This is a genomic window from Streptosporangium sp. NPDC000396 (assembly GCF_042898655.1).
In the GTDB taxonomy this organism is placed as follows: Bacteria; Actinomycetota; Actinomycetes; order Streptosporangiales; family Streptosporangiaceae; genus Streptosporangium.
In genome coordinates this window covers 29,987-53,213 of record NZ_JBIAZA010000015.1, presented here as the reverse complement: position 1 = coordinate 53,213, position 23,227 = coordinate 29,987, and the positions used below count along the sequence as shown (strand labels likewise).

Here is a 23,227-nt window from a genome sequence, read left to right as displayed (position 1 = left end):
CGGTCCCTGAGAGATGTGACTACGCCGAGAAGCTCGACTGGTCGTTGACGACAGGAAGCGGGGCCGGTTCCACACCCAGCTCGTCCATCGCCTCGACGTATATTCGATACCGCCTGCGGGCTTCCCCGTGACGGCGAGTCAGAGTCAATGTCCGGACCAGATCCAGATGCGCCCTCTCGTCAAAGGCGTCTCGTTCGAGCAGCCGCAAGAGGTAGCGGACCACCCTGTCGTGTTCTGCGGCCTGCTGCGCGTGGGACGCCAGCGTCCTCAGCAGTGCCTGGTAGACGGCTCGCGCCTCCTCGCGCAACGGCTCCAGCCATTCGGAGTAGGGGGAGTCTTCGCAGACGTCGCCCGCGTATCGCGCCTCGGCGAAGGCAAGCAGATCATCATTCTGCGTGGCGAGCGCTTCGGTGGCAGCGGAGAGGAACTCCTCGACGTCCACTCGAAGGCCGACGAGCTGGATGGTGTGCTTATCCCCTCGAACGAACTCCGCGGCGCTGAACTTCCGCTGCGGATCAAGGACGGAGCGGACGGTCGACAGGGCGACCGAGAGCCGGTTGGCGCATCGGACGGGGTCTTCCCCCGGCCAGAGAGCCTCCATCGCCGCCTCTCGGGCAACGGGACGCCCTCTCTGGCAGACCAGCCAGGTCAACAGATCCCGAGCCTTCCGTGACTGCCACTCGGCGGCGGGGACGGGACGTCCGTAGCGGCTCAGCCGTACCCCACCGAGCACGCAGAAGCGCACCGCGCCGGGGTCCATGAGCGCGACCGCCCGCAACAGCCCCGCGCCGGAGTCGTGCGGACCACGGATCCCGGCGCGACGCAGCTCAAGCTCCGCCTCGCGGAGGCCGTCACGCCGGCCACCGTGACCGGTGCAGCTGAGAGACGCCCGGGCGAAGCCGTTGCGCGCCAGCCCCAGCGGGCTGCCGATCTCCGTCCAGATCTCGCCGGCGGCCGCGAGCAGTTCCGCACGATCCTCAGGCGAGCCGGCCACTGTGATGGCCGACAGTTCCAGCGCCTCGGCCGTGGCCGCCCGATCTCGCCGGTTTGCGGCGGCCACACGGGCGGACCGCGCGTAGGCGGCGGCCTTGGCCCGATCACCGGCTTCCGCCCAGACCCAGCCGGCGGCCAGAAGCGCCCCGACCTGGCTGGATCCACCGCCTGTGGCCACCGCGCGCTCGGCAAGCCGAACGGCCCGCTCGGGGTCGTCGACGACATGGACTCGGGCCAGCCCGGCCAGGGTGGATTGGATCAGGTGCACGTCCTGGAGCTGATCGGCGTGCTTCAGCGCGTTCTCATAGCTGAACTTGGCGCGCAGCAGGTCTCCGCGCTCCAGGTAAACCTTGCCGAGGCCGGCCAGCGGATGGCCCAGCTTGTCGCTGCCGACCCGTCCGAGGATCTCACCCGCCTCTTTGAAGTCGGCCAGGGCTTCGTCGAGCCTGCCGAGCCCCATGAGCGCCTCCGCGCGGTTGTGCAGGGAGATCGCCGCGTTGACCGGAGCGCCTGCCAGCTCCGCTCGCCGTACCGCAAGCTCCAGGTCGGCCAGAGCTTCCGCGTACCGTGCCTCCTCGGTGCGGTGCGAGGCCCGATTGGCCAGGACGCGTACGGCCAGCAGCAGTTCACCCGAGCTCTCCGCGGCGGCGAGCGCGAGCGTGCTGTGCCGTTCGCTCGCGGCTCGGTCGCCCTCATCATGGGTGGTCATGGCCAGCGCGGTGTGCGCGCACGCCGCCGACCGTTCATCGCCACAGACCGTCGCGATGGAAAGGGCACGCTCCGCCAGATGCGCCGCGTCCGAGAGGTCGCCGACGAGCCAGCGGGCGCTGGCGGTCCAGGCGAGAAGCATGGCCTCGTGAGGGGAGGCTTCTTCGGTGAGGACACCGCGCTCGAACGCCTTCAGTGCCGCTCGGTAGTCGCCGCGATGATAGTGAATCATCCCGATCCGCCATGCCACGGCGGGATCCGCGGCCGTGGCATGGCGGAGACAGTCCAGCGCTCCCGCCCAATCGCCCTGAACCTGCCGAGCCTGGCCTTCGGCCAAGTCGACAGTGGACGTCCGCAGCTCCTCCGGAACGGCGCGGCAGGCCCGCACCACCTCCACGGGACGTCCCTCGGCCAGCAGCGTGTCCCACCAACGTTCGATCATCGCGACGAGGTGGACGGGGTCGTTCAAGACGGCCAAGGCCTCCCTGATGAACCCGTGTTCCTCATACCAGCGGGCTGCCCGCGACGCGCGTTTCCGGTCGGCACCTCCGACGCATTCCCGGACGAGGGTCGTCGCGGCATAGCCGTCCTCACACTGTGTGATCAAGATGTGCTGGGCGGCCAGGATGCCGATCTCGCGGCGGGAGATGTCGAGGCCGATCGCCGTGCACAGCTCTGGGGTGAACCAGGGCAGTGCCGCGGCCGCGCGGAGAAACTCGTTCATTCGCGCATCACCGTCATTGAGCACCTCTTCGACCAGATAGTCGAAGAGCGGCCCGGCGGGCGCGGCGAGGCGCCTCAACCGGTCTTCGGCGGGCAGGCCGCGGAGCCAGCTCAGTGCCAGGCGCACGGCGACCGGCCAGCCGGTGGTGAGCTTCTGGACCTCCTTCGCCAGCACGCCGGCGTCTTCCTCCAGCACGAGCCGGGCCAGCGATCCCGTCTCCTCAAGCGTGAAGGCCAGGCGCTCCGCCGAGACCCGGAACACATGACCAAGGCCGCAGAGCCGCTGAATCGGAAAGGGCGCCTCCGAACGCGAGATCAGCACCAGGTGCAGGTTGTCTCCTCCGTGCCGGCACAACCCCTCCAGCAGACGGCTTCCGACCGTGTGCGGGGCGAGCCGCTCCACCTCGTCGATCACGAGAACCGTGGAGTACGGCAGTGCGGCACCGAGTTCAGCGGCGAGCGCAGCCGTACGGGCCGGGTCGTCCGCGGCGGGCCCAAGTGATCGGGCCCATGCCGCGGGTGCCGCCAAGCCCTGGCAGATCTCTTCGATCAGGGTCGCGTCGTCGGCCCGGGCCACCCATGTCACAGGAACATCCGGCCGCATCCGCGCCCATGCGCGGACGGCCGACGTCTTTCCGCCGCCCGGTCCGGCCGTCACCACCGTGAGGCGGTGCCGCACGATCTGGTCCAGGAAACGCATGAGCTGGGGTCGTGGCAGCAGCTGCTCGGTCGCCGTCACAGGCGCAGTATCCGCCGAGCCCACCTTTAAGGCAACTGAAAGATCGGCTCTTACCGTTGTCTCTGGTCCCGCCCTCCAATACGCAAGGAGAAATCATGCGATTCACCTCAGCTCTGATGGCAGGAATTTCGGGCGTCCTGATTCTCGCCCCTTCCGCGGCCATGGCCAGCGATGAAGAGGCCGACGTGGATGTACGGCTGGCTCAGCTCGAATACTCCAACGGCATGACGGTGACCTTCACCGACAGCCGTCCGTCGAACGACATCGGAATGGTTCAGACCGGAATGATCGGCCGCACCCTGCTCATCGCCCGTGATGAGGGCGACACCTTTCTGGAGACCTACCTGGAGATCACCCCAAGAGACGTCGCGGTTCCGCAACGCCTTGTTGATGATCATGGCACCAACACGCCGCCGGAGCTGCAGTTTCGCAGGATCACCACATCGCCGGTCGTCACCGGCGGTCTGACCCCGCCGCGGAGCGCGGTCATCTCGGGCGCGGCCGCATGTAATTTCTCCCACTTCGACTGGGTCGACTGGCACGACTCGGGGTTCCCGGGAATGGCTCCCAAGGCTTACGAAACTTCCCAGTTCGGCGGCAATAAGCGCTATTCCGATAGCTTTGTCGTCAACTGCACTCCGGAAGGCTCGCCGAGCTATCTCTACGCCAGGCACCGGATCTACTACAAGAACATCTTGGGGAACTACGTCAAGCACTTCGACTCCACGGTGCCGCCGTGGCACCAGCAGATGGTCGAGAAAGGATCCATCAAGCGCGGGCGCAAGGTCTATTACAACGACGGCTGGAACTCCAGCCCGAACTGTCTCGGGGGCGACTGCGTCTACACGCGAGAGGGGCGTTTCCACGACTGATGGTGTGGGCGCCGAAAATCGGTCCACCCAGGTTGAGCCGGAGTTACCCGGGTGCGGGTCGCCGTCGCCGTCGCGGATGCGCTGATGACGGCCTGCGACGGCCTGCGACGGGCTACGACGGGCTCAAGAGGCCGCCGCAGGCCGTCGAGCGGGTCTGGCCGCAAGCCGTCGTCCAGACCCGCATGGTTCACGAAGAGCAGCGCGTAGCGCTGCGGGCGTCACATGTTAAGAGACTCAGCCCGTGTAGTCGGTGGCGTAGGTCTTAGATCCGGTCGGCCACAGATATTTGCCGTGATCGGCGGTCGAATAGGCGCGGTTGTCATCTCCTGGACGAGCTTGGATGAGATTGCGGCGCCAGGTGGAGCCGCGGGCCTTCCCACCCCAGAAGTTGCCGTACAGGAAGCCGTACAGCTGCTCGAGTTCCGCCGAGAAGATGTTGTCGGTCACGGTGATGTTTCTGGCGTTGTTGGTGACGCCGATGCTCACGGCATAGCCCCAGCCGGAGACATAGTTGTTCGTGAACTTGATGTTGTTGTACACGCCGTTGCCCTGCAGCGCCAGGGCATTGGTGTTGCCCAACGAGGCCAGGGTGTTGTGGTGGACGGTCATCGGACCGCCATTGCCCTCGCTCTGCGGGCCGATGCCGTCGTGATGGTAGACGTCGCGAGCCGTGTCGGCCATGTCATGGATGTAGTTGTTCGTCCAGGTCGACGGGCGTCCGGGGAAACCCGTCACGATCTGCATGCCCGCGTTGCCCCAGATGTCATTGTGGTCCATGACGGCCACGGCTTCCTTCATCGTCGTGGCGTACTGCCAGGACTTGTTGAAGGGCGTACCGGGCTTGGACCGAGCTGACGAGACGGTGCCGTCATTGCCGGGAGGCCTCGAGTAGGAACTCGGCTTGAACGTCGAGTAGAGGAACTTGATGTTGGTGTCCGAGTAGATCTGGACGAGGTTGTCGTCGGGGTTGGTGCCCTCGAACAAGCAGCCGACGAATGTGAGGTTGTCGCCGTAGATGTAGATCTTCAGGCCCCGGAAGCGCTTGAAGGAGATGACGCTGTTGTCGGGGAACTCGAGCCTCAGCGGCTTGGCCGCGCTCATGTTCTTCGCGTAGTCGGTGAGCTTGCCCGGGTACGCGCCCAAGCCCAGGCCTCCGGCGTTGGCCGGCGTTCTGGTGTAACCGGTGTTCGAGAAGTCCGGCCAGTATCCGGAACCGTCGTTAGGCCTGGCCTTGAGAGCCGCACTGGGCTTCGCCGGGTCAGGCGTAGGGGACGGGCTGCTGGTCTTCGTCGGAGTAGGCGTAGGAGATGCGCTGCCGGTCTTCGCCGGGTCAGGCGTAGGGGATGCGCTGCTGGTCTTCGTCGGAGTAGGCGTAGGGGCTGCGCTCTCGGCGGCGGCGCTCGATGGCAGAGCGGATGCCAAGAATGCGAACGTGACGACGGCGGCGACGCCACTCCGGAAGAGGGGACGGACGAGCGGAAAGCGGAGGCGGTCGTGCATGCCTCGGCGATGTAACGTCTTGATTTTCGTGCTCCGGTGCAGTGGGTTATGAGCTCATGCTGTCCAGCCGACAGAATGAGCCGTTAACTATTGAGGTCGAGGCCCTGCGTGATCCGGGAGGACCACGTGCGGGATGTGCGTGCCAGACCTCAGTCGTCACCTGTACCCCTCAGATGACCAGCTGCGGGCGGTGATGCGGTAGGCGTGGATCACCGTCTGTTCCACGGTGTTGCCCGCGATGTCCGCGGACTCCGTCCTGCCACTCGGTGCGGTGTTGCGCGCGTCCAGCGGGGGAACCGGGTGACCGGGATTCGTCACCGGGGGTGCCGGCCATGTGAGGTTCTCCACCGTCTCTTCCCGCCGCATGCGGGCCCGGCGCGACCATGCACAAGGCGCAGCGCGAGGACAACCGATGACCCGCGCGGCCTCCCACGGCGAGAGCCCGCGCCGCGCGATGACGATGAGGAATCTCCCTCAAGTCGTCCCGTCGACGCCAGGCGGTGGCGAACGTCTTGCTCACCACCTCATCGGCCACCTGCCGGCCGGAGCGGTGGACCGCATAGGTAATAAAGGTCGTAGACATTCGCCTATATGGGTGAGCCATTGCGCATCATCCGACACCACCACACTCCTGCACCTTCACCCCAGAGGCTCCTTTGACACCAGGTAGTGGTCTGAGGCGCCCAAGTGTTACAGGCAATTTGATCTGTGGGCCGTGAATCAGCCGCAGTGCTCCCAAGGGGACTGCCATGAGCTCCCGCCGTACGGCTCACCCCACGAGATGCACTTGCCTGGGGGCCTCACGCTTCGCCGGGCCGGCGTAGTTCTTGTCTCAGGTATCCCGGCTGTCGCCCCATGTGATGATCTTGGCGTCGACAATTGCGAGAGCCGCTCCTCAGCGAAGGCGCGCACTGATTCCTCCTCATTGGGGATGGGGGATGCGCGATGCATGCCTGTTATACATATCGGCTATCTAAGCGTCAAGATCGTTTCGCCGACCCGCCCGGAACGGGCTCTCCGCAGGGAAATGAGACTGGAAGGACGATTGCCTCCCGAGATGGAAAGCCGGCTCCCGTGCGGCGTGTCCTGAGAAGACGCACGGGAGCCGGCGGAGTGTGCCTCTGACCCTCTCAGGCCGCCGAGTCGGCGATGCGGAACGGCACCTCGGCGATGTTCGACGTCACGCCGAGCTTGCGCAGGTCCTTGGCGTCGATGAGGCCGTCGCCGGTGAGATCCTTCACCGTGTCAGGTGCGTCGTCGAGCACGCCGTTGTGGTTCAGGTCGTCCACGACCGCGACGGTGAGCATGCTGCGGACGTCCTTTCCGAACAGCGGCTTGCCGACCAGCCAGGAGTCCCACAGTTTCACCGCATCGCCGGCCTCGTCCCGCTTGGCCACGCCCGTGACGTTGAACAGGTTGGCCAAGTTCGTGCTCGGTCCCGAAAAGCCGGTCGTCGTGGAGAGCAGCACCACCAGGCCGGGCAGCTTGTCGTCCTTACCGGGGCCGAACGACCCTGTCCCGCCCTGGGGGCCGGTGACCTGAGGCCCGCTCCACCCAGCCGCCTTGAGCCCGTCGCGGTAGTCCACGGAGAGCTCCACCATCCAGGCGGCTCCTTCCACGCCGGTCGCCGTGTCGGCCTTCGGCGAGTGAACCTGCACGTGGGCACGCCGCTCGTATCCGTTACCCTGCTGGGCCAGCGCCGGCACCGCGATGGTGGCGGCGGCGGTCACGGCGACTCCGAGCACCGCTGTCCAAACAACTGCTCGCATGACTGATCCCTTCTCTGTTGCTGATGACGAGGAGGTGTACGGAGGCGAGGCGGGCGATGTTCAGTCGGATGTTCAGTCGACAATGGATGAACGCCGCAGAGATTTGTTCCGTATGTCCATCGGAACAGCAGGAGGAGACGTGCGGCTGGATGACGAGACCACCTTGCGGGCGGTCTATGACGACTACGGAGGCGAGTTGTTCGCCTTCGCCAGAAGGTCCCTGGGCGACACGGGTCTGGCCGAGGACGCGGTTCAGGAGACCTTCGTGCGGGCGTGGCGTACCGCGGGGCGGTACGACCACAGGCAGTCGTCTCCCCGGACGTGGTTGTTCGCGATCTGCAGGAACGTGGTGATCGACCTCATGCGGGCGCGGTCCGTGCGGCCGCAGCTCTCGGCCGAGCAGGGGGAGGACCTGCCGGCCGGCAACGATCTGGAGGGACTGCTGCTCGGCATGCAGGTCGAGGAGGCGTTGCGGCGGCTGTCTCCCGAACAGCGGCACATCCTGGTGGAGGTGCACCTGCGAGATCGCGCTCCCGCCGAGGTCGCCGCCGAGTTGCGCATTCCCTCGGGTACGGTGCGCAGCAGGGTGTTCTACGCGCTCAAGGCACTGCGCCTGGTACTGGAGGAGATGGGGTGGGACGGTGACTAGTTGCCGCGACTATCATTCTCTGCTGGGTATGCACGCACTGGGGCGCCTCCCGGAGGCCGAGACGGCAACCCTGCTCGCCCACACCGACGGCTGTCCCGCTTGCAGGGCCGAACTCGAATCCCTCGACCAGGTGGCCGGCGCCCTCGGTCACGCCAACCCCGACCGAGTCGCCTCTCCTCCCGTGCCACCGCCATGGCTGCGTGACAGCGTGGTGAGCGCGGTCGGTGTCCGGCACCTGCGCCAGCGCAGGCGCAGGCGCTTGCTGGCGTGGACCGGCGGGCTCGCGACCGCGGCGGCCTCGGCCGCCATCGTCATGACGGTGCTGCTGTCCGGTGCCGAAGGGCACATGGTGACCTACGGGGCGCAGGGCATGCAGATTTCGGCCGAGTTGGACGCCCGCCAGTGGGGTACGGCCGTGAACCTGAAGGTCAGTGGCCTCGACAACGGTCAACGCTACTTGGTCTGGCTCGAACGAGGTGACGGCAGCCGGGTCCCCGCGGGCAGCTTCACCGCCAGAGGCATGGGATTGACCATGGAGCTTTCTGCGGCCGTTCAGGGTGACGACGCCGTCGCCCTGGGTTTGAGCACCGTGCCCGGCGGCCCGGCCGTCTTGCGCGCCCCGATCAGCCGCTGACGGGCCGGCCGAGCGGCCCGCAGCTCGGGTACGGCGGAGCCGATCGGTCCCGCAGCTTGAGTACGGCGGAGCCGATCGGCCAGAACCCGGGACGGATGAACGGGTCCTTGCTCAGTGGCAGAGGCTTCCGGCTCTGAGCAGGTCCCACAGGGCCATCTGGGCTCCGAGCCGCGCACCGGCCTCGAGTCGCCGTTTTCCCACCGACCCCTTCTGGCCGCCGAAGCCGCTTCACCGCCCCCGTCTTTATAGGCGAGTTCTGTTCAAGAAGATCAGCAGGAGGCGTTCTGGACCGAGCTGGAGGGCTCGGCCACGATGGGGGCATGACGGGGAACGGATCAGCGCAGCCGCCGACGGCGGGCGGAGGAGCAGGCTTGCACCTGAACTGGGCGGCAGTGAGCGCTCTGGCGGGTGCGATTGCCGCCGTGGTCGCGCTGGTCGCCTACCTGATGCCGCCGGCCCCGCCTCCGCAGTCCCGGTCCGACGCGGTAGTCCCCACCCCGGCCCCGCAGTCATCGTCACCAGATCCGGTCACCACCCGGCCCGCACCGCCGACCCCGAGTCCGTCGCCTGAGTCCAGCACGCCCCAGCCACCAATGCCAAGCCCCACGCGAGCGGTCCCGGTTTCCTCCGCACTGCTGTCAGCGGCCCGGCCCGGCGGCTGCGACGAGGCAACGGCGGCGCTGACCGCATACCACCGGAACGCCGGGACCGTCCGCAGCAGCCAGGCAGCCGCGGCTCAGCAGACGTACCTCGACCTGATGGGCGCAGTCCTCGACGCGCAAGGAGTGGTGGGGGCGAAAATCAGTCGGCTGGCCGCCGAATTCCAGGAACTGAACTTCCGCTTGACCGGCATGACCGGCGGCGATCCCAACCAGGTGATCGCGGATATCAATACAGACGTCGCGGAGCTCAATAGGCTGTGCGGATCCATCTGACCTGACGATACGTCGGTAGCTCAGAAGCGTCGCCGCACGGTGATCGACCACATTGCCCGGATGGGGCGGGCGCTGTTCGACGGCTGACGGCGACCGTTGCAACCCCAGATGCAACCCTGGGCAGACTTCCCGATCATGAAATAGGAAGTCTGCCCAGTTCATTGGGGTAGGGCGCCTGGGACTCGAACCCAGAACCTACGGATTAAAAGTCGCCAGCTTTTGTGCCAGCCAATATCTTAATGTATTTCATTGTATCGCTCCGCCCGTAAATGTCTACCTTCAAAATGTCCAAGAATGCCGCCCGATGTTAGGTCGTATCGCGGGCCGAAGAGCACGTTTCGCGCATGCGACCATGGCATTGGCGGGGGCTCGGCCTCGATTGCGTTGCCTTGACCATTCAATTTGTCCCATAGATGCGTCTTTGGGCTCGACCTCAAGTCACCAAGTGGCTCTCCCGGCACTCGAGCTGGTGAAGCGCCGACGTGTGAGGCGAACACTCTTTGCCATGTGCATTCTTTACCTGGGCGGCTCACTGGAGGGCTCGCCTGGCATTGGCATGTACCATGGCGCCTGCCCAGGTCACCCTTTCGCGTGGGTTGGCGAAGGCCACAAACGACATTCGGGATCGTTCAGGGCCGTTCGCCGAGCTGGTTGCCATGGATTCTGTCGTTACCGTCCGTGATCGTCCGGCCAGATGACTCCCAGAGTGCGGCTGGCACTGAGCATGACATGCAAGTATCGCCGCATGACAGAGACCGGGGCGGGAATTTCCCTGCCCTTATGGAGGAGATCCTCGCCGACAGCGGCATCCAGACGGTGCTCACCGGCGTCCGCATGCCGCGCATGAACGCGGTCATGGAGCGGTGGGTGCAGTCCTGTCGCCGCGAGCTCCTGGACCGCTGCCTGCTTTGGAACGAACGCCACCTGCGGCATGCCTTGCGCGAGTACGAACACTTCTACAACGAGCACCGAGCCCATCAAGCCCTGGACCAGGCGGCTCCACTACGCGCCGTCCCGAATCCACTCACCGATCCAGCGAAGATCGTCAACCTCAACGTACGCCGTCGAAGCCGGCTCGGCGGAGTCCTCCACGAATACCAACATGCCGCTTGAACTGCATGGACAGAGTTTTCGGCAGGGGCAAGGCCGCCGACGCGATCGCGGCGCGCCTGGCCGGCGGGAAGCTCCCGAACGCGCCGATCCGCTACTTCAGCCACTGCATCTCACTGGCTGGCAAGGAGGGTTTGATCCAGTACGTCACCGCCGACGACCGCGCCGTGCAGGCGGTCCTGATCGGACGGCTCGCCGCCGTCTACAAGGAGCTGGTCTGCAAGGGCGCCGTCGGGGGCGTCGCCAATCCGATGCTCGGGCTGCCGACGCGGCGCCGCCGCCTCAGCGGGCCGCGGCGGGCTCGCACGTCAAGGCGCTGGCGTAGAGCACGAAGCGAAGCGGGCGCCCTCGATGCGAGGGCGCCCGAGTCGCGTCCGGGATCGTGCGGAAGTACGAGCACGCCGTCTCCTGATGAGCGACGATGGCGTCCTTGATGTTGGGGTCATGGATGCCCGGATAGTCCTCGGTGTGCTGCAGGATGGCGTCGAAGATGTCGGGAATCTGGGCGGCGAAGTCGTCGATGTAGGCGTCCCAGTCGCCGTCGAAGTTCGTGGCGGCTTCTTGACCATGATCGGCTCAGTTGTACCGGGCCCTCGACGTGCAGGACCTCGACCTGGAGGTGCGGCAGGATGCCGGGAACCCCGCCTGGAAAGGTTGAAGGCGGACGGTCGAGGTGGATGGCCGCCCGCAGCCGCCCGCCGGCGGGGCCGAGATACGAGCAGGCCGCCGTGACGGCTTGATCACGCCGCTTTGGGCGGCTGCCAGTCGAAGGTTCTTGTGCTCGCGGTCAGGTAGGTGCTGGAGGGCAGGAGCGAGGCCAGCGTGTCGCGTACGGCGGCGGCCACCGGGTTGCGCAGCTGGATGATGCGCCCAGCCTGGGCGGAGGCCCGCGCCACCTGCTGTGACCGCGGTCGCCGTACTCGGTCGTAGCGAAGGAGCGCCGCGTCGACGTCGCTCGTGGACGTCAGAAACGCGGTCAGGGTGGCGGCGTCCTCCAGCGCTTGGGCCGCGCCCTGGCCGAGGTCGGGCGTGAGCGCATGGGCAGCGTCGCCGAGCAGGGCCACCCGGCCCGAGACGTAGGTGTCGAGCGGTGTGGCCAGGGAGTGGATGTCGTGCCTGATGAGCGCGTCGGGCGAGGTGGCCGCGAGGAGCTCGGGGATGGGCCGGTGCCAATTCGCGTGCCTGGCCGCCACCTGGGACAGTGTCGTCCACGCCGGTGCCTTCCGGGCAGGACTGGGTGGAGTACCAGTAGACGCGGCCGTCGGCGAGCGGGATGACGCCGAAGCGCCGGCCGCGACCCCAGCTCTCGGCAATGGTCATGGGCATCCCGGCGGGTGCGCGATCGGCGGCGACGATAGCTCGCCAGGTGACGTACCCAGCGTAGATCGGCCCTGGGTGAGCGGGGAACAGGGCACTGCGTACGTTGCTGCGTATACCGTCGGCGGCCACGATCACGTCGGCGGTCAGCTCTCCTGGCCCGTCAGGCCCGTCGAAGGCGAGCGTGCCAGGCCCCAGCAGGCCGGTCGCGGTGTGCCCGAGCCGGATATCGGCGCCCTCCAACGCGCCGATCAGCAGGTCGTGCAGCTCGGCGCGGTGCAGCGCGAAGGTCGGCACACCCATACGCCGTTCCAGCTCTTCCACCTTGGCCCGCATCAGCCACCGTCCTGAGGGCACGCGCAGTCCCGCCGCGCCCTGGGCCATGCCTCGGGCCCGGAGCTGCGCACCCAGGCCCAGCGCGTCGAGCGCGCGGACCGCGTTGGGCGCGAGCGTGATGCCGGAGCCCAGCGGCTGGAAGGCGGGCGCCCGTTCCAGCAGAGTGACCCGCCAGCCGGTGCGGCGCAATCCGATCGCGGTGGCCAGGCCGCCAATGCCGCCGCCGACGATGAGCGCATGGGAGGAGTTCATGATGGTCATCCCCTTTCAAGGGCTTCCATACAGCGCTGTATGGTACGCAAAGTCATATCAAAGGGGGTACGTGATGGAGATCGTGGGGTTACTGGCGGCCGTCGGATTGGCCGCCGCGGGCGCTCTGCACGCCGTATGGGCCTTCTCGCCGTGGCCCGCCGTCGACCGCACGACCCTGGCCAAGGTCGTGCTGGGCGATGAGGGCGAAGGATTTCCGTGGGCGCCCGCGTGCGTGGGCATGGCGGCCGTCCTCGCCGCTGCGGGCTATGTGGTCGCGGCCCGGTCGGGGCTGCTTCCCGTGATAGGGCCGCGCCAGCTCTACACGGTAGGGGCGTGGACGATCGCCGCCGGGCTGCTCGCGCGGGGAAGCGTCTTCCCCGCTGTCATTACCTTGCGGGGCCGGAGTGGCCCGGAGTTCAAGACCTGGGACCTGCGGGTCTACACGCCGGTCTGCCTGGTGCTGGGCGGCCTGTCGCTCGCCGTCGCGCTCAGCTGAGCAGCATGTCCACCAGGCCGACGACGTGGCGGGCATTGCCGTACCCCGCGCTTTCCTCCGCGGGCGGGTTCCGCTCGGCGGAGGGTCTGCCGCCGGTCGGCCCCGGTTGGCTGCGCAGCATCCTCGGATAGGCCCGCATGTCCGGATTTGTGGGTTAGTGGTCCTTGTGGACTTCTCGTCCGGGGCGCGAGGCTTGGCGACGTGAAAGATCTTGTGGTGGCCGTCTATGACGGGGTGGTGCTGCTGGACGTGGCGGGGCCGGTGCAGATCCTGCACGGGTCCTGTGGCTACCGCATCCGGCACGCCTCGGTTGATGGGCGGCCCGCGCGCACGGAGGTCGGTGTGCCTTTAGGGGTGGACCTGGCTCTGGGGGAGATCGAGGGCCCGATCGACACGCTGCTGGTGCCGGGGTACGCGCCGCCGGACGGCGACCGCCCCGGTGAGGCGTTCCTGAAGGCGTTGCGTGACCTCGGTGCTCGCGCGCGCAGGGTGGCGTCGGTGTGCACAGGCGCGCTCCTGCTGGCCGAGGCCGGCCTGCTCGACGAGCGGCGGGCCACCACGCACTGGGCCGCCTGCGCCGAACTGGCGTCCCGGTTCCCGCGCATCACCGTGGAACCCGACGCCATCTTCGTACGTGACGGGCCGGTCGTGACCTCGGCCGGGGTCACCGCCGGAATCGATCTGGCGCTGGCCCTCGTGGAGGAGGACCACGGACCGGACATCGCGCGGGCGGTGGCCAAATACATGGTCGTGTTCCTGCAACGCCCAGGCGGCCAGTCGCAGTTCAGCGTTCGCGAGGCCGTCCCCGCGACGCGTCACCCGGCGTTGCGCCGACTCCTGGACGCGGTCGCGGCCGACCCGGCGGGAGACCACACCCTCGCCGCGATGGCGGCCCAGGTCACGCTCAGCGAACGCCATCTGACCCGGCTGTTCCGCCGCGAGGTGGGACTCACCCCCGGCCAGTACGTCGAGAGGATCCGGGTGGAGGCCGCGCAGGCCCTCCTGGAGACCGGTGCCGACCCCGTGGCGTCGATCGCCCGCCGGTGCGGTCTCGGGTCCGACGAGACGATGCGCCGCACGTTCCTGAAGGTTCTGGGCACCACTCCGACCGCCTACCGCCAGCGCTTCCGCACCACCTTCCGTTCGCCGATGATCCCGAAGGAGAACATATGAGCTCATCCCTGAACCGCCGCACACTGCTGGGAGCCAGCCTCGCCGGCGCGGCGAGCCTGGCCGTCGGCACACCTCCCGCCAACGCCAAGACCCTGTACGCCGACCTGTCCTTTCCCGCCACCCGCGTCGCCAAGGCGGCCCGGCGACTGGTGACCGACGCGCAAAAGCCGTACCTACGGAACCACAGCCTGCGCAGCTTCCTGTTCGCCCGGGCGGCCGCCGCCAAGGCCGGACGCCGACCGGGCCGCGACTACGACGCCGAGGTCGTGTTCCTCATCTGTGTACTCCACGACATGGGCCTGACCGAACGCGCCAACACCGGCCAGCGGTTCGAACTCGACGGCGCCGACTTCGCCGCGGGGTTCTTGGAGAGGCACGGCATCACCGACCGCCGCCTCGACACCATCTGGGACGGTATCGCCTTGCACACCTCCTACGGGATCCACGAGTCGCCGGTGTTCGCCCGCCGCCGCCCGCCGGAGATCATGATCGCCCAGAACGGCATGGGCATAGACCTGACCGGTGGCCCCAGCGACCTCCCCGCCGGATATGCCGAACGCGTGCACGCCGCTTATCCCCGCTACCGCTGCGCCCGAGTCTTCACCGACGACCTCATCGCGCTGGGCCTGGCCGACTCGCGCAAGGCGCCGCCCATGACGCTGCCAGGTGAGATCATGCACCAGCAGCGCCCCGATGTTCCCTACACCAAATGGGAGGACTTCCTCGCCGCCAGCGGCTGGAAGGACTGACGGCGCGTCTCAGCCGCGGGCCTGCCGATCCTCTTTCTCACGCAGCTGAGCGGATTCCACGCTCGATGAACGAGATCAGCTCCTCGGTGAGGACCTGGGGCTCGACATTGCCCCGCATGACCTGCTCACGGGCACCGGTGAGCAGGTGCACGACAAGCGCGGCCGTACGGCCGGGGTCGAGATCCTTACGGAACATCCCGGCGGCACGGCCGTCGGCCAGGATGCCCGTCACGATCTCCTCCAGCCGGACGGTGTGCGCGTGCACGCGTTCCCGCACCACCGGACTGAGCCCGGCGGAGCGGAAGTGCAGCGCGCAGAGCCGGCGCTCCGGCTCGGCGAAGTACGACATCTGGGCGCCAAGGTAGGCACGCAGCCGCGCGGCGGGATCGGCCACGCTGTTGAGCACCGTGTCGACGAAGCGCGTGACCTCCGCCTCGACAGCGTGCAGCAGCGCGTGCTCGACGTCTGGGAAGTAGTTGTACGCCGTGGCTCGGGAGACCTCGGCGTGTTCGGCGAGTGCGCCCATGGTGACGCTGGGCAAGCCGTGCTCGACGGCCAGTACCAGCGCGCTGCGCGCGATGCGCTCACGCACCTGCTGTTTGTGCAGGGCTACCGACTCCTGCCATTCGGACCTGGCCACCGGCGACTCCTTGACAATATGTCGAACTAATGACACTGCTACAGCGCCCTGCGGGCCGCGGCCGCGCCGGTCGTGGTGGCGGTGTTCATAGGGGCCGCCGGGCCGGTGGCGGGCCGGCTCACCGACGCTCGCGGCGAGCGCATGCCCGCCACCGTGGGGTTCGCCGTGGCCGGCGTGGCACTCGGCGGCTACGGCCTGACCGGCGCGCCACTGCACGGCCCGGCCGCCCTGCCGCTCGGCGTCCTGCTCGGGCTCGGCCTGGGCCTGCTGTTCGCACCGGTATCCCGGTCCGCCCTCAACGCTGTGCCCCAGCAATTGCACGGCCAGGCGTCGGCGCTGATCTCGTCAGGCAGCCTCGCGGGCGCCGCGCTCGGCGCAGTCCTCGCTGGCGCGGCCGCGCGCGCGGGCACCGGCGCTGACCAGGTGCACACGGCGCTGGTCTGGGCGGCCGGGCTGTGCCTGGTGCTCGGCGTGCCGCTCGCGACCAAACTCCGCGAACCAGCTACCACACCGTCCACAACGGACTGACGAGGGCAGCGACGAGCGCGTCCTTGAGGTCCACGCCGAGCTCGCCGTCGTGCGGCGTGGCCAGTCGCCCAGCTCGGCGTGCACGCGGCCGCCGTCTCCGCCGCGGGGACGCTGGTGCGTGGCGTGCTGGGAACAAGGCCTACGCCGTGGTGGTGATGCGTTCGATCCGAGGGGTGGCCAGGCGCAGGTAGTCGTCTGTGGCCAGGGCGACCGAGCGGTCCAGGCGGGCGGCGTTGAAGAACAGCTCGGGGAAGGCCAGAAGTGACTGGTCGGCGATGAGTTCCAGCCGGGGGTGGTAACTGATCGGTAACACTGTCCCGCTCACGCTGCCGGCCAGCTCCTCGGCCTTGTCCTTGGCGGCGAAGGAGACATAGCTGCCGCCCAGCAACCTTTTGACCGCCTCCAGGTCCAACCGGGCGTCGCCGGGCACCACGGCCAGGACATAGCGGGTCTGCTTCTTGCCGATCTTCACCATGACGACCAGACATTTGGCGGCGTGGGCGACCTCGTGCCCTCGCAGGGCGCTGACCAGCTCGGTGCGTCCTTCCGGCGCGTGGTCGATCAGCCGGTAGCGCGCCCCTGCGGTATCCAGGTCCACGATCAGACGCTCGTAGGCGTCCGGCGCCGGCTCGCTGCTCAGGTCACCAATCACTGCTCAAAGCCTCCTTGGCGGTCGCGATGCGTTCCTCATCGCGCTGATAGAACACCACGGCTCACCTCCGCGGTCCGCGCTGTGGCGCGGTGTGGTCGTGGCCGTGGTAGTGGGGCGAGACGTCGCGCCAGTCGATGCCGGCCCGGCGGGCTCGGTTCAGCGCGTCCGGGAGGCCTTCTGGCCATGGCCGGCCGTGGCCGGGCAGTACGATCCGCGCGTTCAGTCCCTCGAGGTTGCGCAGGCTGGCCAGAGCCTGATCGGGGTCGTCGTTGAGTTTGCCGGGCATGATGCCGGCCCCGCTTCGCCCGGTGACCACGTCGAGGGTGACGAGCGCGTCGCCGGTGAGTGCGACGGTGTCGTTCTGGGCGACGAGCGTGCTGCTTCCAGGGCTGTGCCCGGGCGTGTGGATGACCCGCAGCTTGCCCGGTACGTCGAGCACCTCCCCGTCGCTGAAGGTCGAGGCTTGGAGAATGGGCGGCACTCGCATGATGCCGTCACGCATCCATGCCACGTTTACCGCCAGATTGTGTGGACGCCAGAGGTTGTGGATGATCCGCCGGGGCGGTCGCCGCAACCCGAGGCCCCGGCTGAGCGGCCGGTCCGCTTCGTGTACGTGGACGCGGGCGTCCGCTTCCCTGCGTACCCGTTCGACGATGCCCAGGTGGTCCGCGTGGCCGTGAGTCAGCACCACGGCCTTGATAGCGTCGATCGACAGGGTGCGCCGGGCCAGCCAGTCCAGTAACTGTGCCCAGTGTGTCGGCATGCCGCCGTCGATCACGGTGAGCGCGCCCTTGTCCTCCAGGACGTACCAGTTGACGTGGGAGTCGCCGAAGCGGTACAGCCCAGGCGCCACCTCACGACTGCTTACTTCTCTTTTGGAAGTCACACGGCGAGACGATACACGGGGAACTTCACTTATGGAAGCTGGTACCGTCTGGGCCATGGCAGCACGCCGGAACCTGGCTTATGACAACTGCCCCGCGGCCCGGGCGCTGGACGTGATCGGCGATCGCTGGGCGCTGATCGTCGTACGCGAGATCCTCAAGGGCGCTCGTAGGTTCGACGACCTGCGAGAACGCCTACCCGTGAGCGAGAACACGCTCGCCCGCAGGCTGCGTGAACTGACTGACGCGGGCATCCTCCGCAAGCAGGTCTACGCCGAGCGCCCCCATCGCTTCGAATACGTACCCACCGAGGCCGGCTCCGCGCTCACGGACGTGCTCCTCGCGCTCGGCACCTGGGGAGCGACCTGGACTGTCCCGGACCCGGCGGGTCCCCCACCACCCGAGTTCCCACTGAACCCGTCGGGGTCTGGTACGGGGCCGCATAGCTGAGCTCGGCGTTCCGGCACGACGTCCACGATTTGATCACACAAGGAAGAACACATGGCACATCACGTACCGGTCGCGCCCCGGACCGAGGAACGCCGGATCCCCGGACATCGTCTGGGTGAGAAGGAGATGTTGTGGGCCTGGCTGCGGTTCGCTCGGGCGACCGTGGTGGCCAAGGCATCCGATCTGCCGGAATCGAAACTACGCGCGAAGCTGGTCCCGTCCGAGACGACCTTGGGCGGGATCCTGACGCACCTGGTGACGGTGGAGCAGCACTGGTTCGGCAACGTACTCGGCGGTCTGGAGACCGCGATGCCTTTCCACGCAGGTGATCCGGATGGCGACTGGAAGGTCGCCGAAGACATCCCGTGTGACGCCTTGATCGACGCCTATCGCACCGCCTGCGCCGTGAGTGACCAGGTCATCGCCGCCCTCGACCTCGACGACACGGGCGCGCAGACCGACGACGATTACACGCTGCGATGGGCCCTGGTCCACGTGACGATGGACACCAGTCGACATGCCGGCCATGCCGACCTGCTCAGAGAGCTTCTCGACGGGGAACGCGGATGGTAGCCGCGCGAGCCCGTGACTTCGGCATCGTGATCGGCTCGGGCCGCCCCGGGCCCCACAACGCGATCATCGATGTGCCTGGGGTGTCGGTCGGTCACGTCACCCTCATCTCCGGAGAGGGGAGTCTGCGGGTGGGCCACGGCCCCGTGCGCACCGGGGTGACCGTCATCAGGCTGTTCATGGACACCCAACATGGTGATGAACGCGTCATTCAGGGTGAGCATGGGCTGGCGTGAGGAAACCCCAGCAGTGTGATGCTGTCGGGGTCTTGATGTGCATCCTGCCGCTTGTCATCGGATCGGAGGGTGCCCGACGGGTAGAGGCGTAACCGGTCGGGTATCTGGATTGCCATGGGATCACGAGACTGTGATCATTTCCGCATGGTTACTCCTGGTCCGGTGGTGCCGGATGGTGGCGGGTACGTCCATTCCTACGAGATCATGGCTCCTGCACGCGTGGTGCACATTAGCGGGCAGATTCCGGTGGCTGCGGACGGTACTGTTCCGGACGGGTTCACAGTGCAGTGCCGTCAGGTGTGAGCCAACGTGGAAGCTGTCTTGGCGCATCACGACATGGTGCTGTCTGATTTGGTGAAGGTCACCACCTTCCTGTCCGATCGGGCCTACCGTGCGGAGAACTCCGCTGTCCGACGGGAGATCCTTGGTGATCATGCTCCGGCACTCACGGTCATCATCACGGGTATCTACGACGAGGCATGGCTGTTGGAGATCGAGGCGATCGCCGCACGGGTGGGAACGGGTACTTGAATCGGCGACGGCGTAGTCCGGGGCTGGCGTCGTAATCGCGCAACTGTCGAGAGAGATTTCTCCCTCGCCTGGCCCGGGAGTGCGTCCCGCCGTTGCCGTCCGGTCGGCGGGCCCAGGCCTTGTCGGCCGGTCTATTCAGTGGCGATTCTTCGCGTGTGGGCTGGATGTTCCGCGCCCACCATCGTCACCGTTGGCAGCTGCGATGATCGCCGCAAGCTGACCGTGCAGCGTCCCCCGATGCGGGGCGAAAGTTCCGGTCATGGCGGCCGAACCTACGGTGAACGCATCGACGCCGGCGGAGGCGAGCCGCCGGATCTGGTCCGTGCTGGCGATGCTGCCCGCGACGACAAGGTGGCCGGAGGTTGCCTGGCGGGCGCTGCGCACCAGTTCGATGGGGGATGACTCGCTGGCCCGGTAGGCCAGCAGGTCGACCCCGGCGCAGCCGGCTTCTTCGAAGCGCCGGCACTGCTCGGCGACGAGGACGGGGGTTCCTCCGAGTCGAGTGGGATGGCCGGTCGGGATTCCGGGGAAGGGGAGATAGCGGATTCCGGTACCGCTCAGCAGTGCCAGCGTCTCGTCTACCCAGGTGCCGCCCATGAGCCAGTCCACGCCGAGGTCCATTGCCAGGCGAGCGGAATCCAGCGCTCGCTCCCGGCTGGTGCTGACCACCTCTAGGTAGCTCGTGGCGCCGGCGGCCTTGATAGCGCGGTGCAGTCGCAGGAGAGTCGCGCGGTCGACCCCGACATCCTTGAAACCCAGGTGCGAGAGTTGCAGGTCCGCCACGCTGTCGAGAAGGCGCAGGCAGTCCTGCACGGTCTGGTCGTCGCGGGTGAGCATGAAGATGAAGTCCATGGAATTCCTCAGGGACAGATGGCGAATACACGGGCGGGAAACCCCGAGCCGTTCTTTGCTTTGGGCCAACTGGCCACGATCACAGCGCCGAACCCCGGCACGTGGTCGAGCGCGGTCAGCAGTTCGATCTGATACCGGTTCCGCTCCAGCACATACCGTTCAAGCGGTGCTTGCCCCTTGCTGACCACGATTCCGGGGTCGGTGTCGAGAGTCTCGTGTCCGCAGGCGGTCACCTCTCGCTGTTCGATCAGCGTCGTCAGCACCTCGAGACTCCAGCCCGGGTAGTGGTAGACGCCCTCGTCGCCGGCGTTGAGCATGTGGTCCTGGCTGGGCCAGCGGTGAGACCAGTCGGTGCGCAGGGCGACGAACGATCCTTTCGGCACCGGGCCGTTGCGGTCTTCCCACGCCGCGAGGTCGGCGGCGGTGACGCAGTAGTCCGCATCGGCTTCGACCTGTTCGTGCACGTCCAGCACTACCAGTGGGAGGATCATCTCCGTTACCGGGATCTCGTCTTGGAAGCGCAGGCCAGGGGCGAAATGGGCGGGCGGGTCGACATGTGTTCCCCACTGGCCCACATGCCGATATTCGTGGGCCAGGAAGCCGGATCCCAGGATGCCGGGGCGCGGCTCGTGGTCGTACAGGACCGTGCGCTGCTCCGGGGAGAAACTCGGACAATGCGGGATGCCGGGGTGGAAGGAGTGGGTGAGGTCCACCCAGCGCCCGCGACGCAAAACGTCGAGACACTTCAGCGGCTCGCTCATCGCGCGTCCGCCAGGGCGACAGCGTGACGCAGTGCGGCAAGCAGGCTGGAGTGGTCGGCGATCCCCTTGCCGGCGATGTCGAACGCCGTGCCGTGGTCCACGCTGGTCCGCACGAACGGCAGGCCGATCGTGACATTCACCCCGTGTTCCAGGCCCAGGTACTTGATCGGAATGAGTCCCTGATCGTGATACTGGGCCACGACGAGGTCGAACTCTCCGGCCCGGGTGCGCATGAACACGGTGTCGGGTGGCCAGGGCCCGCTGACGTCGATCCCTTCGGCTCGTGCCGCCTGTACTGCTGGCGCGATGATGTCGAGCTCCTCCCGCCCCATGAGGCCGTTCTCTCCCGCATGCGGGTTGAGGCCGGCAACGGCGATACGGGGGCGGGGGATGCCCGCCCTGCGCAGTGCGTCATGGGCCAGCCGGATGGTCGTGTGCTCCGCGTCCACGGTGATGCGGGTCAGTGCGCTGCTCAGTGATTCGTGGAGGGTGACCAGGGCGACTCGCAGCTCGTCGTTCACCAGCATCATGGCGTATTCGCCGGTACCGGTGAGCTCGGCGAGGATCTCGGTGTGGCCCGGGTAGGGCAGCCCGGCGAGCCGCAGCGCCTCCTTGTTGATGGGCGCGGTGACCAGTGCGCTGATCTGTCCGGCCCGCGCCAGTTCGATCCCTTTGGCCACGTACTGAAAAGCGGCTCGGCCCGCGCGGCTGTCGACGTGGCCCCACTCCAGGTCCACGGGCAGTTCGGTCTCGGACAGTACTTCCAGTACGCCCGGGGTCGCGGTGGCGGAGTCGATCGAGGGGATCGTCGTGATCGGCAACGTGCCGAGGCCGATGGTCGCGGCGGCCTGGCGCAGCCGCCCGGCGTCACCGATCACGACGACGGGCGCATCCCGCCGGGGGTCAGCGATGAGCTTGAGAGCGATTTCCGGACCGATACCGGTCGGGTCTCCCATGCTGACGGCTACAGGTCGCACGGATACCTCACAAAGGTGGTGGTTGTCAGTAGGTCCCGCAGCCGGACGAGGGTTTCGGAATTGCCGAAACCGCCGGCCTTGAGGACGATCGGAAGCCGGTACGGACGCTCGATCAGTCCGACCGGGACACCCGGTTCAGGCTCGGCGATCAGTTCGACGTCCCTGGCACCGAGCGCGTGCAGGACGGCCCTTGCCGTCTCCCCGCCGGTCAGGAGCATCGCGTCGAAGGCGCGGTTCACGGCGAGCCGGGCTGTGGTCTCAGCGAGCCGCTCCGGGACCAGCGCCTCGGGGCCGCGTATCCGCGAGCCGTACAGAACGACAGCGCCCGTCGTGCTCAGCGCCTGTGCGGCCTGCTCCACCGCGCGGTCGGCGGTGACACACACCGCCGCGCCACCACCAGAGCGGAAGCGGGCCACCTGCTCCTGGCTGGCGGGGTTCAGGCTCCCCACGACGAGGAGCACACGAGGTCTCCGTGGCGGGGCCGGAGCCGTGACCGCTGGTCTCTCGCCGGGGGACATCCGCCGGGCCAGCGCCGCGGCCAGGCCTGGAGAACCCACCCAGAGCACGTGGTCCGGCGACACCGCGGTGACCAGCTCGTCCAGATGGCGATCGGAGGCGGCGTCGACGACCACGTACGGCACCGCCCCCACCAGCGCCGCCAGCCTGTCCTGACGTCCGGCACCCACCACGACCGCGTCCGTCAACAGTCGGCCGAGGTCCGAGCAGCGGACCGGGTGCCCTGGATCGTGCGCGAACGATGTTTCGTGCACCGGACGCCCGGCCACCGATTGCACTCCGTTCCAGGTGGTGCGCCCCTCGGCAGGGAAGGCGGGTGCGATGACGGCCGTGGCTCTGCCGCTCGATGACAGGGCGGCTCCGATCTCCGCCGCGAGATGGCCCCGCAGGGTGGAGTCCACCGTCTTGATCAACACGTCCGCCTCCGCCAGTGCGGCCACCGCGTCGGCTGTCCGCGCCGCGGCGGCCGACGCCGACCCTGCCCGGGTGTCGATGTCGAGGGCGGTCACCCCATGGGGCGATGGCCCAGGGGATGGTTCCAACGTGATGCGGGCAGGCAGACCGGCGGCACGGAACGGCGCCGCGCCGTCGGCAGCGCTGGTCAGATCATCCGCGATGAGGGCGATGTACGCAGATCGGAACGACGCGGCGAGGTTGACCTTTCGCATCTCGGCA

General features: G+C 67.6%; 27 protein-coding genes and 1 pseudogene. 14 read left to right on the top strand and 14 right to left on the bottom strand.

The window, feature by feature from the left end:
- Positions 1-19: 19 nt before the first annotated feature.
- Positions 20-3,163: a tetratricopeptide repeat protein gene (locus ACFY2X_RS24355; RefSeq protein ID WP_389941343.1), complete on the bottom strand. Its 3,144-nt coding sequence runs from the start codon at positions 3,161-3,163 to the stop codon at positions 20-22.
- 56 nt (positions 3,164-3,219) lie between these two features.
- Between ACFY2X_RS24355 and ACFY2X_RS24350 the strand changes: the two genes are divergently transcribed.
- A complete protein-coding gene (locus ACFY2X_RS24350) occupies positions 3,220-4,035 on the top strand; it encodes a hypothetical protein (protein ID WP_389941341.1) in 816 nt (271 codons plus the stop codon).
- 234 nt (positions 4,036-4,269) lie between these two features.
- On the opposite strand, the gene ACFY2X_RS24345 is transcribed toward ACFY2X_RS24350, so the two are convergent.
- From ACFY2X_RS24345 to ACFY2X_RS24335, 3 genes are all read right to left on the bottom strand, one after another.
- Positions 4,270-5,178: a hypothetical protein gene (locus tag ACFY2X_RS24345; protein ID WP_389941339.1), complete on the bottom strand. Its 909-nt coding sequence runs from the start codon at positions 5,176-5,178 to the stop codon at positions 4,270-4,272.
- Positions 5,179-5,691: 513 nt separating this feature from the next.
- Positions 5,692-5,883 carry a hypothetical protein gene (locus ACFY2X_RS24340; protein ID WP_389941337.1) on the bottom strand — a complete coding sequence of 64 codons (192 nt, stop codon included), beginning with the start codon at positions 5,881-5,883 and terminating at the stop codon, positions 5,692-5,694.
- A gap of 782 nt (positions 5,884-6,665) precedes the next feature.
- Complete coding sequence (locus tag ACFY2X_RS24335) at positions 6,666-7,304, bottom strand: hypothetical protein (protein ID WP_389941336.1); 639 nt, start codon at positions 7,302-7,304, stop codon at positions 6,666-6,668.
- Between the two features lie 139 nt (positions 7,305-7,443).
- Here ACFY2X_RS24335 and ACFY2X_RS24330 point away from each other — a divergent pair, with 139 nt between their 5' ends.
- The 5 genes from ACFY2X_RS24330 to ACFY2X_RS24310 all read left to right on the top strand — a co-directional run bounded on the left by ACFY2X_RS24330 (position 7,444) and on the right by ACFY2X_RS24310 (position 11,066).
- The gene (locus ACFY2X_RS24330; RefSeq protein ID WP_389941334.1) at positions 7,444-7,953 is read left to right on the top strand and encodes a sigma-70 family RNA polymerase sigma factor; all 510 of its coding nucleotides are present in this window, start codon (positions 7,444-7,446) and stop codon (positions 7,951-7,953) included.
- Positions 7,946-8,587: an anti-sigma factor family protein gene (locus ACFY2X_RS24325; RefSeq protein WP_389941332.1), complete on the top strand. Its 642-nt coding sequence runs from the start codon at positions 7,946-7,948 to the stop codon at positions 8,585-8,587. The genes ACFY2X_RS24330 and ACFY2X_RS24325 overlap by 8 nt, the downstream gene beginning before the upstream one ends.
- A 371-nt stretch (positions 8,588-8,958) precedes the next feature.
- Entirely contained in the window at positions 8,959-9,522 is a 564-nt protein-coding gene (locus ACFY2X_RS24320) for a hypothetical protein (RefSeq protein ID WP_389941330.1), read from the top strand.
- Between the two features lie 780 nt (positions 9,523-10,302).
- Positions 10,303-10,635 (top strand): integrase core domain-containing protein, encoded by a 333-nt coding sequence (locus tag ACFY2X_RS24315; RefSeq protein WP_389941328.1) that lies wholly within the window; start codon positions 10,303-10,305, stop codon positions 10,633-10,635.
- Between the two features lie 5 nt (positions 10,636-10,640).
- Positions 10,641-11,066, top strand: coding sequence for a hypothetical protein (locus ACFY2X_RS24310; RefSeq protein WP_389941326.1), 426 nt, complete (start codon positions 10,641-10,643; stop codon positions 11,064-11,066).
- Between the two features lie 306 nt (positions 11,067-11,372).
- Here the strand turns inward: ACFY2X_RS24310 and ACFY2X_RS24305 are convergent, their stop codons facing one another.
- Both ACFY2X_RS24305 and ACFY2X_RS24300 read right to left on the bottom strand, forming a co-directional pair.
- Entirely contained in the window at positions 11,373-11,825 is a 453-nt protein-coding gene (locus ACFY2X_RS24305) for an FAD-dependent monooxygenase (protein WP_389941324.1), read from the bottom strand.
- A gap of 256 nt (positions 11,826-12,081) precedes the next feature.
- A pseudogene (locus ACFY2X_RS24300) lies at positions 12,082-12,537 on the bottom strand (FAD-dependent oxidoreductase); the annotation flags it as partial.
- 73 nt (positions 12,538-12,610) lie between these two features.
- On the opposite strand from ACFY2X_RS24300, the gene ACFY2X_RS24295 reads away from it, so the two are divergent.
- Complete coding sequence (locus tag ACFY2X_RS24295) at positions 12,611-13,033, top strand: DUF3995 domain-containing protein (RefSeq protein ID WP_389941820.1); 423 nt, start codon at positions 12,611-12,613, stop codon at positions 13,031-13,033.
- Here ACFY2X_RS24295 and ACFY2X_RS24290 read toward each other — a convergent pair.
- Positions 13,026-13,172: a hypothetical protein gene (locus tag ACFY2X_RS24290; protein WP_389941322.1), complete on the bottom strand. Its 147-nt coding sequence runs from the start codon at positions 13,170-13,172 to the stop codon at positions 13,026-13,028. The two genes, ACFY2X_RS24295 and ACFY2X_RS24290, sit on opposite strands and share 8 nt — an antisense overlap.
- Positions 13,173-13,234: 62 nt before the next feature.
- On the opposite strand from ACFY2X_RS24290, the gene ACFY2X_RS24285 reads away from it, so the two are divergent.
- Complete coding sequence (locus tag ACFY2X_RS24285) at positions 13,235-14,206, top strand: GlxA family transcriptional regulator (protein WP_389941320.1); 972 nt, start codon at positions 13,235-13,237, stop codon at positions 14,204-14,206.
- A complete protein-coding gene (locus ACFY2X_RS24280; protein WP_389941318.1) occupies positions 14,203-14,955 on the top strand; it encodes an HD domain-containing protein in 753 nt (250 codons plus the stop codon). Before ACFY2X_RS24285 ends, ACFY2X_RS24280 begins: the two co-directional genes overlap by 4 nt.
- 37 nt (positions 14,956-14,992) lie before the next feature.
- Here the strand turns inward: ACFY2X_RS24280 and ACFY2X_RS24275 are convergent, their stop codons facing one another.
- Positions 14,993-15,595: a TetR/AcrR family transcriptional regulator gene (locus ACFY2X_RS24275; protein ID WP_389941316.1), complete on the bottom strand. Its 603-nt coding sequence runs from the start codon at positions 15,593-15,595 to the stop codon at positions 14,993-14,995.
- An 81-nt stretch (positions 15,596-15,676) separates the two neighbouring features.
- On the opposite strand from ACFY2X_RS24275, the gene ACFY2X_RS24270 reads away from it, so the two are divergent.
- Positions 15,677-16,123 (top strand): MFS transporter, encoded by a 447-nt coding sequence (locus ACFY2X_RS24270; protein WP_389941314.1) that lies wholly within the window; start codon positions 15,677-15,679, stop codon positions 16,121-16,123.
- A gap of 139 nt (positions 16,124-16,262) precedes the next feature.
- Here the strand turns inward: ACFY2X_RS24270 and ACFY2X_RS24265 are convergent, their stop codons facing one another.
- Both ACFY2X_RS24265 and ACFY2X_RS24260 read right to left on the bottom strand, forming a co-directional pair.
- Positions 16,263-16,775, bottom strand: coding sequence for a YbaK/EbsC family protein (locus ACFY2X_RS24265; protein ID WP_389941312.1), 513 nt, complete (start codon positions 16,773-16,775; stop codon positions 16,263-16,265).
- A 61-nt stretch (positions 16,776-16,836) separates the two neighbouring features.
- The gene (locus tag ACFY2X_RS24260) at positions 16,837-17,628 is read right to left on the bottom strand and encodes an MBL fold metallo-hydrolase (RefSeq protein WP_389941310.1); all 792 of its coding nucleotides are present in this window, start codon (positions 17,626-17,628) and stop codon (positions 16,837-16,839) included.
- 88 nt (positions 17,629-17,716) lie between these two features.
- Between ACFY2X_RS24260 and ACFY2X_RS24255 the strand changes: the two genes are divergently transcribed.
- The 4 genes from ACFY2X_RS24255 (at position 17,717) to ACFY2X_RS24240 (ending at position 19,446) form a co-directional block, all read left to right on the top strand.
- On the top strand, positions 17,717-18,109 hold the full coding sequence (locus ACFY2X_RS24255) for a winged helix-turn-helix transcriptional regulator (protein ID WP_389941308.1): 393 nt from the start codon (positions 17,717-17,719) through the stop codon (positions 18,107-18,109).
- 51 nt (positions 18,110-18,160) lie between these two features.
- Positions 18,161-18,682, top strand: coding sequence for a DinB family protein (locus ACFY2X_RS24250; protein WP_389941306.1), 522 nt, complete (start codon positions 18,161-18,163; stop codon positions 18,680-18,682).
- A complete protein-coding gene (locus tag ACFY2X_RS24245; protein WP_389941304.1) occupies positions 18,676-18,915 on the top strand; it encodes a P1 family peptidase in 240 nt (79 codons plus the stop codon). The genes ACFY2X_RS24250 and ACFY2X_RS24245 overlap by 7 nt, the downstream gene beginning before the upstream one ends.
- A 309-nt stretch (positions 18,916-19,224) precedes the next feature.
- Positions 19,225-19,446 carry a RidA family protein gene (locus ACFY2X_RS24240; protein WP_389941302.1) on the top strand — a complete coding sequence of 74 codons (222 nt, stop codon included), beginning with the start codon at positions 19,225-19,227 and terminating at the stop codon, positions 19,444-19,446.
- A gap of 135 nt (positions 19,447-19,581) precedes the next feature.
- Here ACFY2X_RS24240 and ACFY2X_RS24235 read toward each other — a convergent pair whose 3' ends face one another.
- The 4 genes from ACFY2X_RS24235 to ACFY2X_RS24220 are packed head-to-tail and all read right to left on the bottom strand — an operon-like array spanning position 19,582 to position 23,220.
- Positions 19,582-20,298: a HisA/HisF-related TIM barrel protein gene (locus ACFY2X_RS24235; RefSeq protein WP_389941300.1), complete on the bottom strand. Its 717-nt coding sequence runs from the start codon at positions 20,296-20,298 to the stop codon at positions 19,582-19,584.
- A gap of 8 nt (positions 20,299-20,306) precedes the next feature.
- Positions 20,307-21,059, bottom strand: a complete 753-nt coding sequence (locus ACFY2X_RS24230) for a cyclase family protein (RefSeq protein ID WP_389941298.1) — start codon at positions 21,057-21,059, stop codon at positions 20,307-20,309.
- Complete coding sequence (pdxA, locus tag ACFY2X_RS24225; RefSeq protein ID WP_389941296.1) at positions 21,056-22,036, bottom strand: 4-hydroxythreonine-4-phosphate dehydrogenase PdxA; 981 nt, start codon at positions 22,034-22,036, stop codon at positions 21,056-21,058. Before pdxA ends, ACFY2X_RS24230 begins: the two co-directional genes overlap by 4 nt.
- Positions 22,024-23,220 (bottom strand): four-carbon acid sugar kinase family protein, encoded by a 1,197-nt coding sequence (locus ACFY2X_RS24220; RefSeq protein ID WP_389941294.1) that lies wholly within the window; start codon positions 23,218-23,220, stop codon positions 22,024-22,026. Before ACFY2X_RS24220 ends, pdxA begins: the two co-directional genes overlap by 13 nt.
- Positions 23,221-23,227: the final 7 nt, after the last annotated feature.

Excerpts from the sequence above, each read along its gene's own strand:
- ACFY2X_RS24315 (WP_389941328.1), top strand. The coding sequence starts at position 10,303 with ATGGAGGAGATCCTCGCCGACAGCGGCATCCAGACGGTGCTCACCGGC.
- ACFY2X_RS24255 (WP_389941308.1), top strand. The coding sequence starts at position 17,717 with ATGGCAGCACGCCGGAACCTGGCTTATGACAACTGCCCCGCGGCCCGG.
- ACFY2X_RS24335 (WP_389941336.1), bottom strand. The coding sequence starts at position 7,304 with ATGCGAGCAGTTGTTTGGACAGCGGTGCTCGGAGTCGCCGTGACCGCC.
- ACFY2X_RS24235 (WP_389941300.1), bottom strand. The coding sequence starts at position 20,298 with ATGGACTTCATCTTCATGCTCACCCGCGACGACCAGACCGTGCAGGAC.
- ACFY2X_RS24250 (WP_389941306.1), top strand. The coding sequence starts at position 18,161 with ATGGCACATCACGTACCGGTCGCGCCCCGGACCGAGGAACGCCGGATC.
- ACFY2X_RS24230 (WP_389941298.1), bottom strand. The coding sequence starts at position 21,059 with ATGAGCGAGCCGCTGAAGTGTCTCGACGTTTTGCGTCGCGGGCGCTGG.
- ACFY2X_RS24295 (WP_389941820.1), top strand. The coding sequence starts at position 12,611 with ATGGAGATCGTGGGGTTACTGGCGGCCGTCGGATTGGCCGCCGCGGGC.
- ACFY2X_RS24310 (WP_389941326.1), top strand. The coding sequence starts at position 10,641 with ATGGACAGAGTTTTCGGCAGGGGCAAGGCCGCCGACGCGATCGCGGCG.
- ACFY2X_RS24290 (WP_389941322.1), bottom strand. The coding sequence starts at position 13,172 with ATGCGGGCCTATCCGAGGATGCTGCGCAGCCAACCGGGGCCGACCGGC.
- ACFY2X_RS24220 (WP_389941294.1), bottom strand. The coding sequence starts at position 23,220 with ATGCGAAAGGTCAACCTCGCCGCGTCGTTCCGATCTGCGTACATCGCC.
- ACFY2X_RS24280 (WP_389941318.1), top strand. The coding sequence starts at position 14,203 with ATGAGCTCATCCCTGAACCGCCGCACACTGCTGGGAGCCAGCCTCGCC.
- ACFY2X_RS24245 (WP_389941304.1), top strand. The coding sequence starts at position 18,676 with ATGGTAGCCGCGCGAGCCCGTGACTTCGGCATCGTGATCGGCTCGGGC.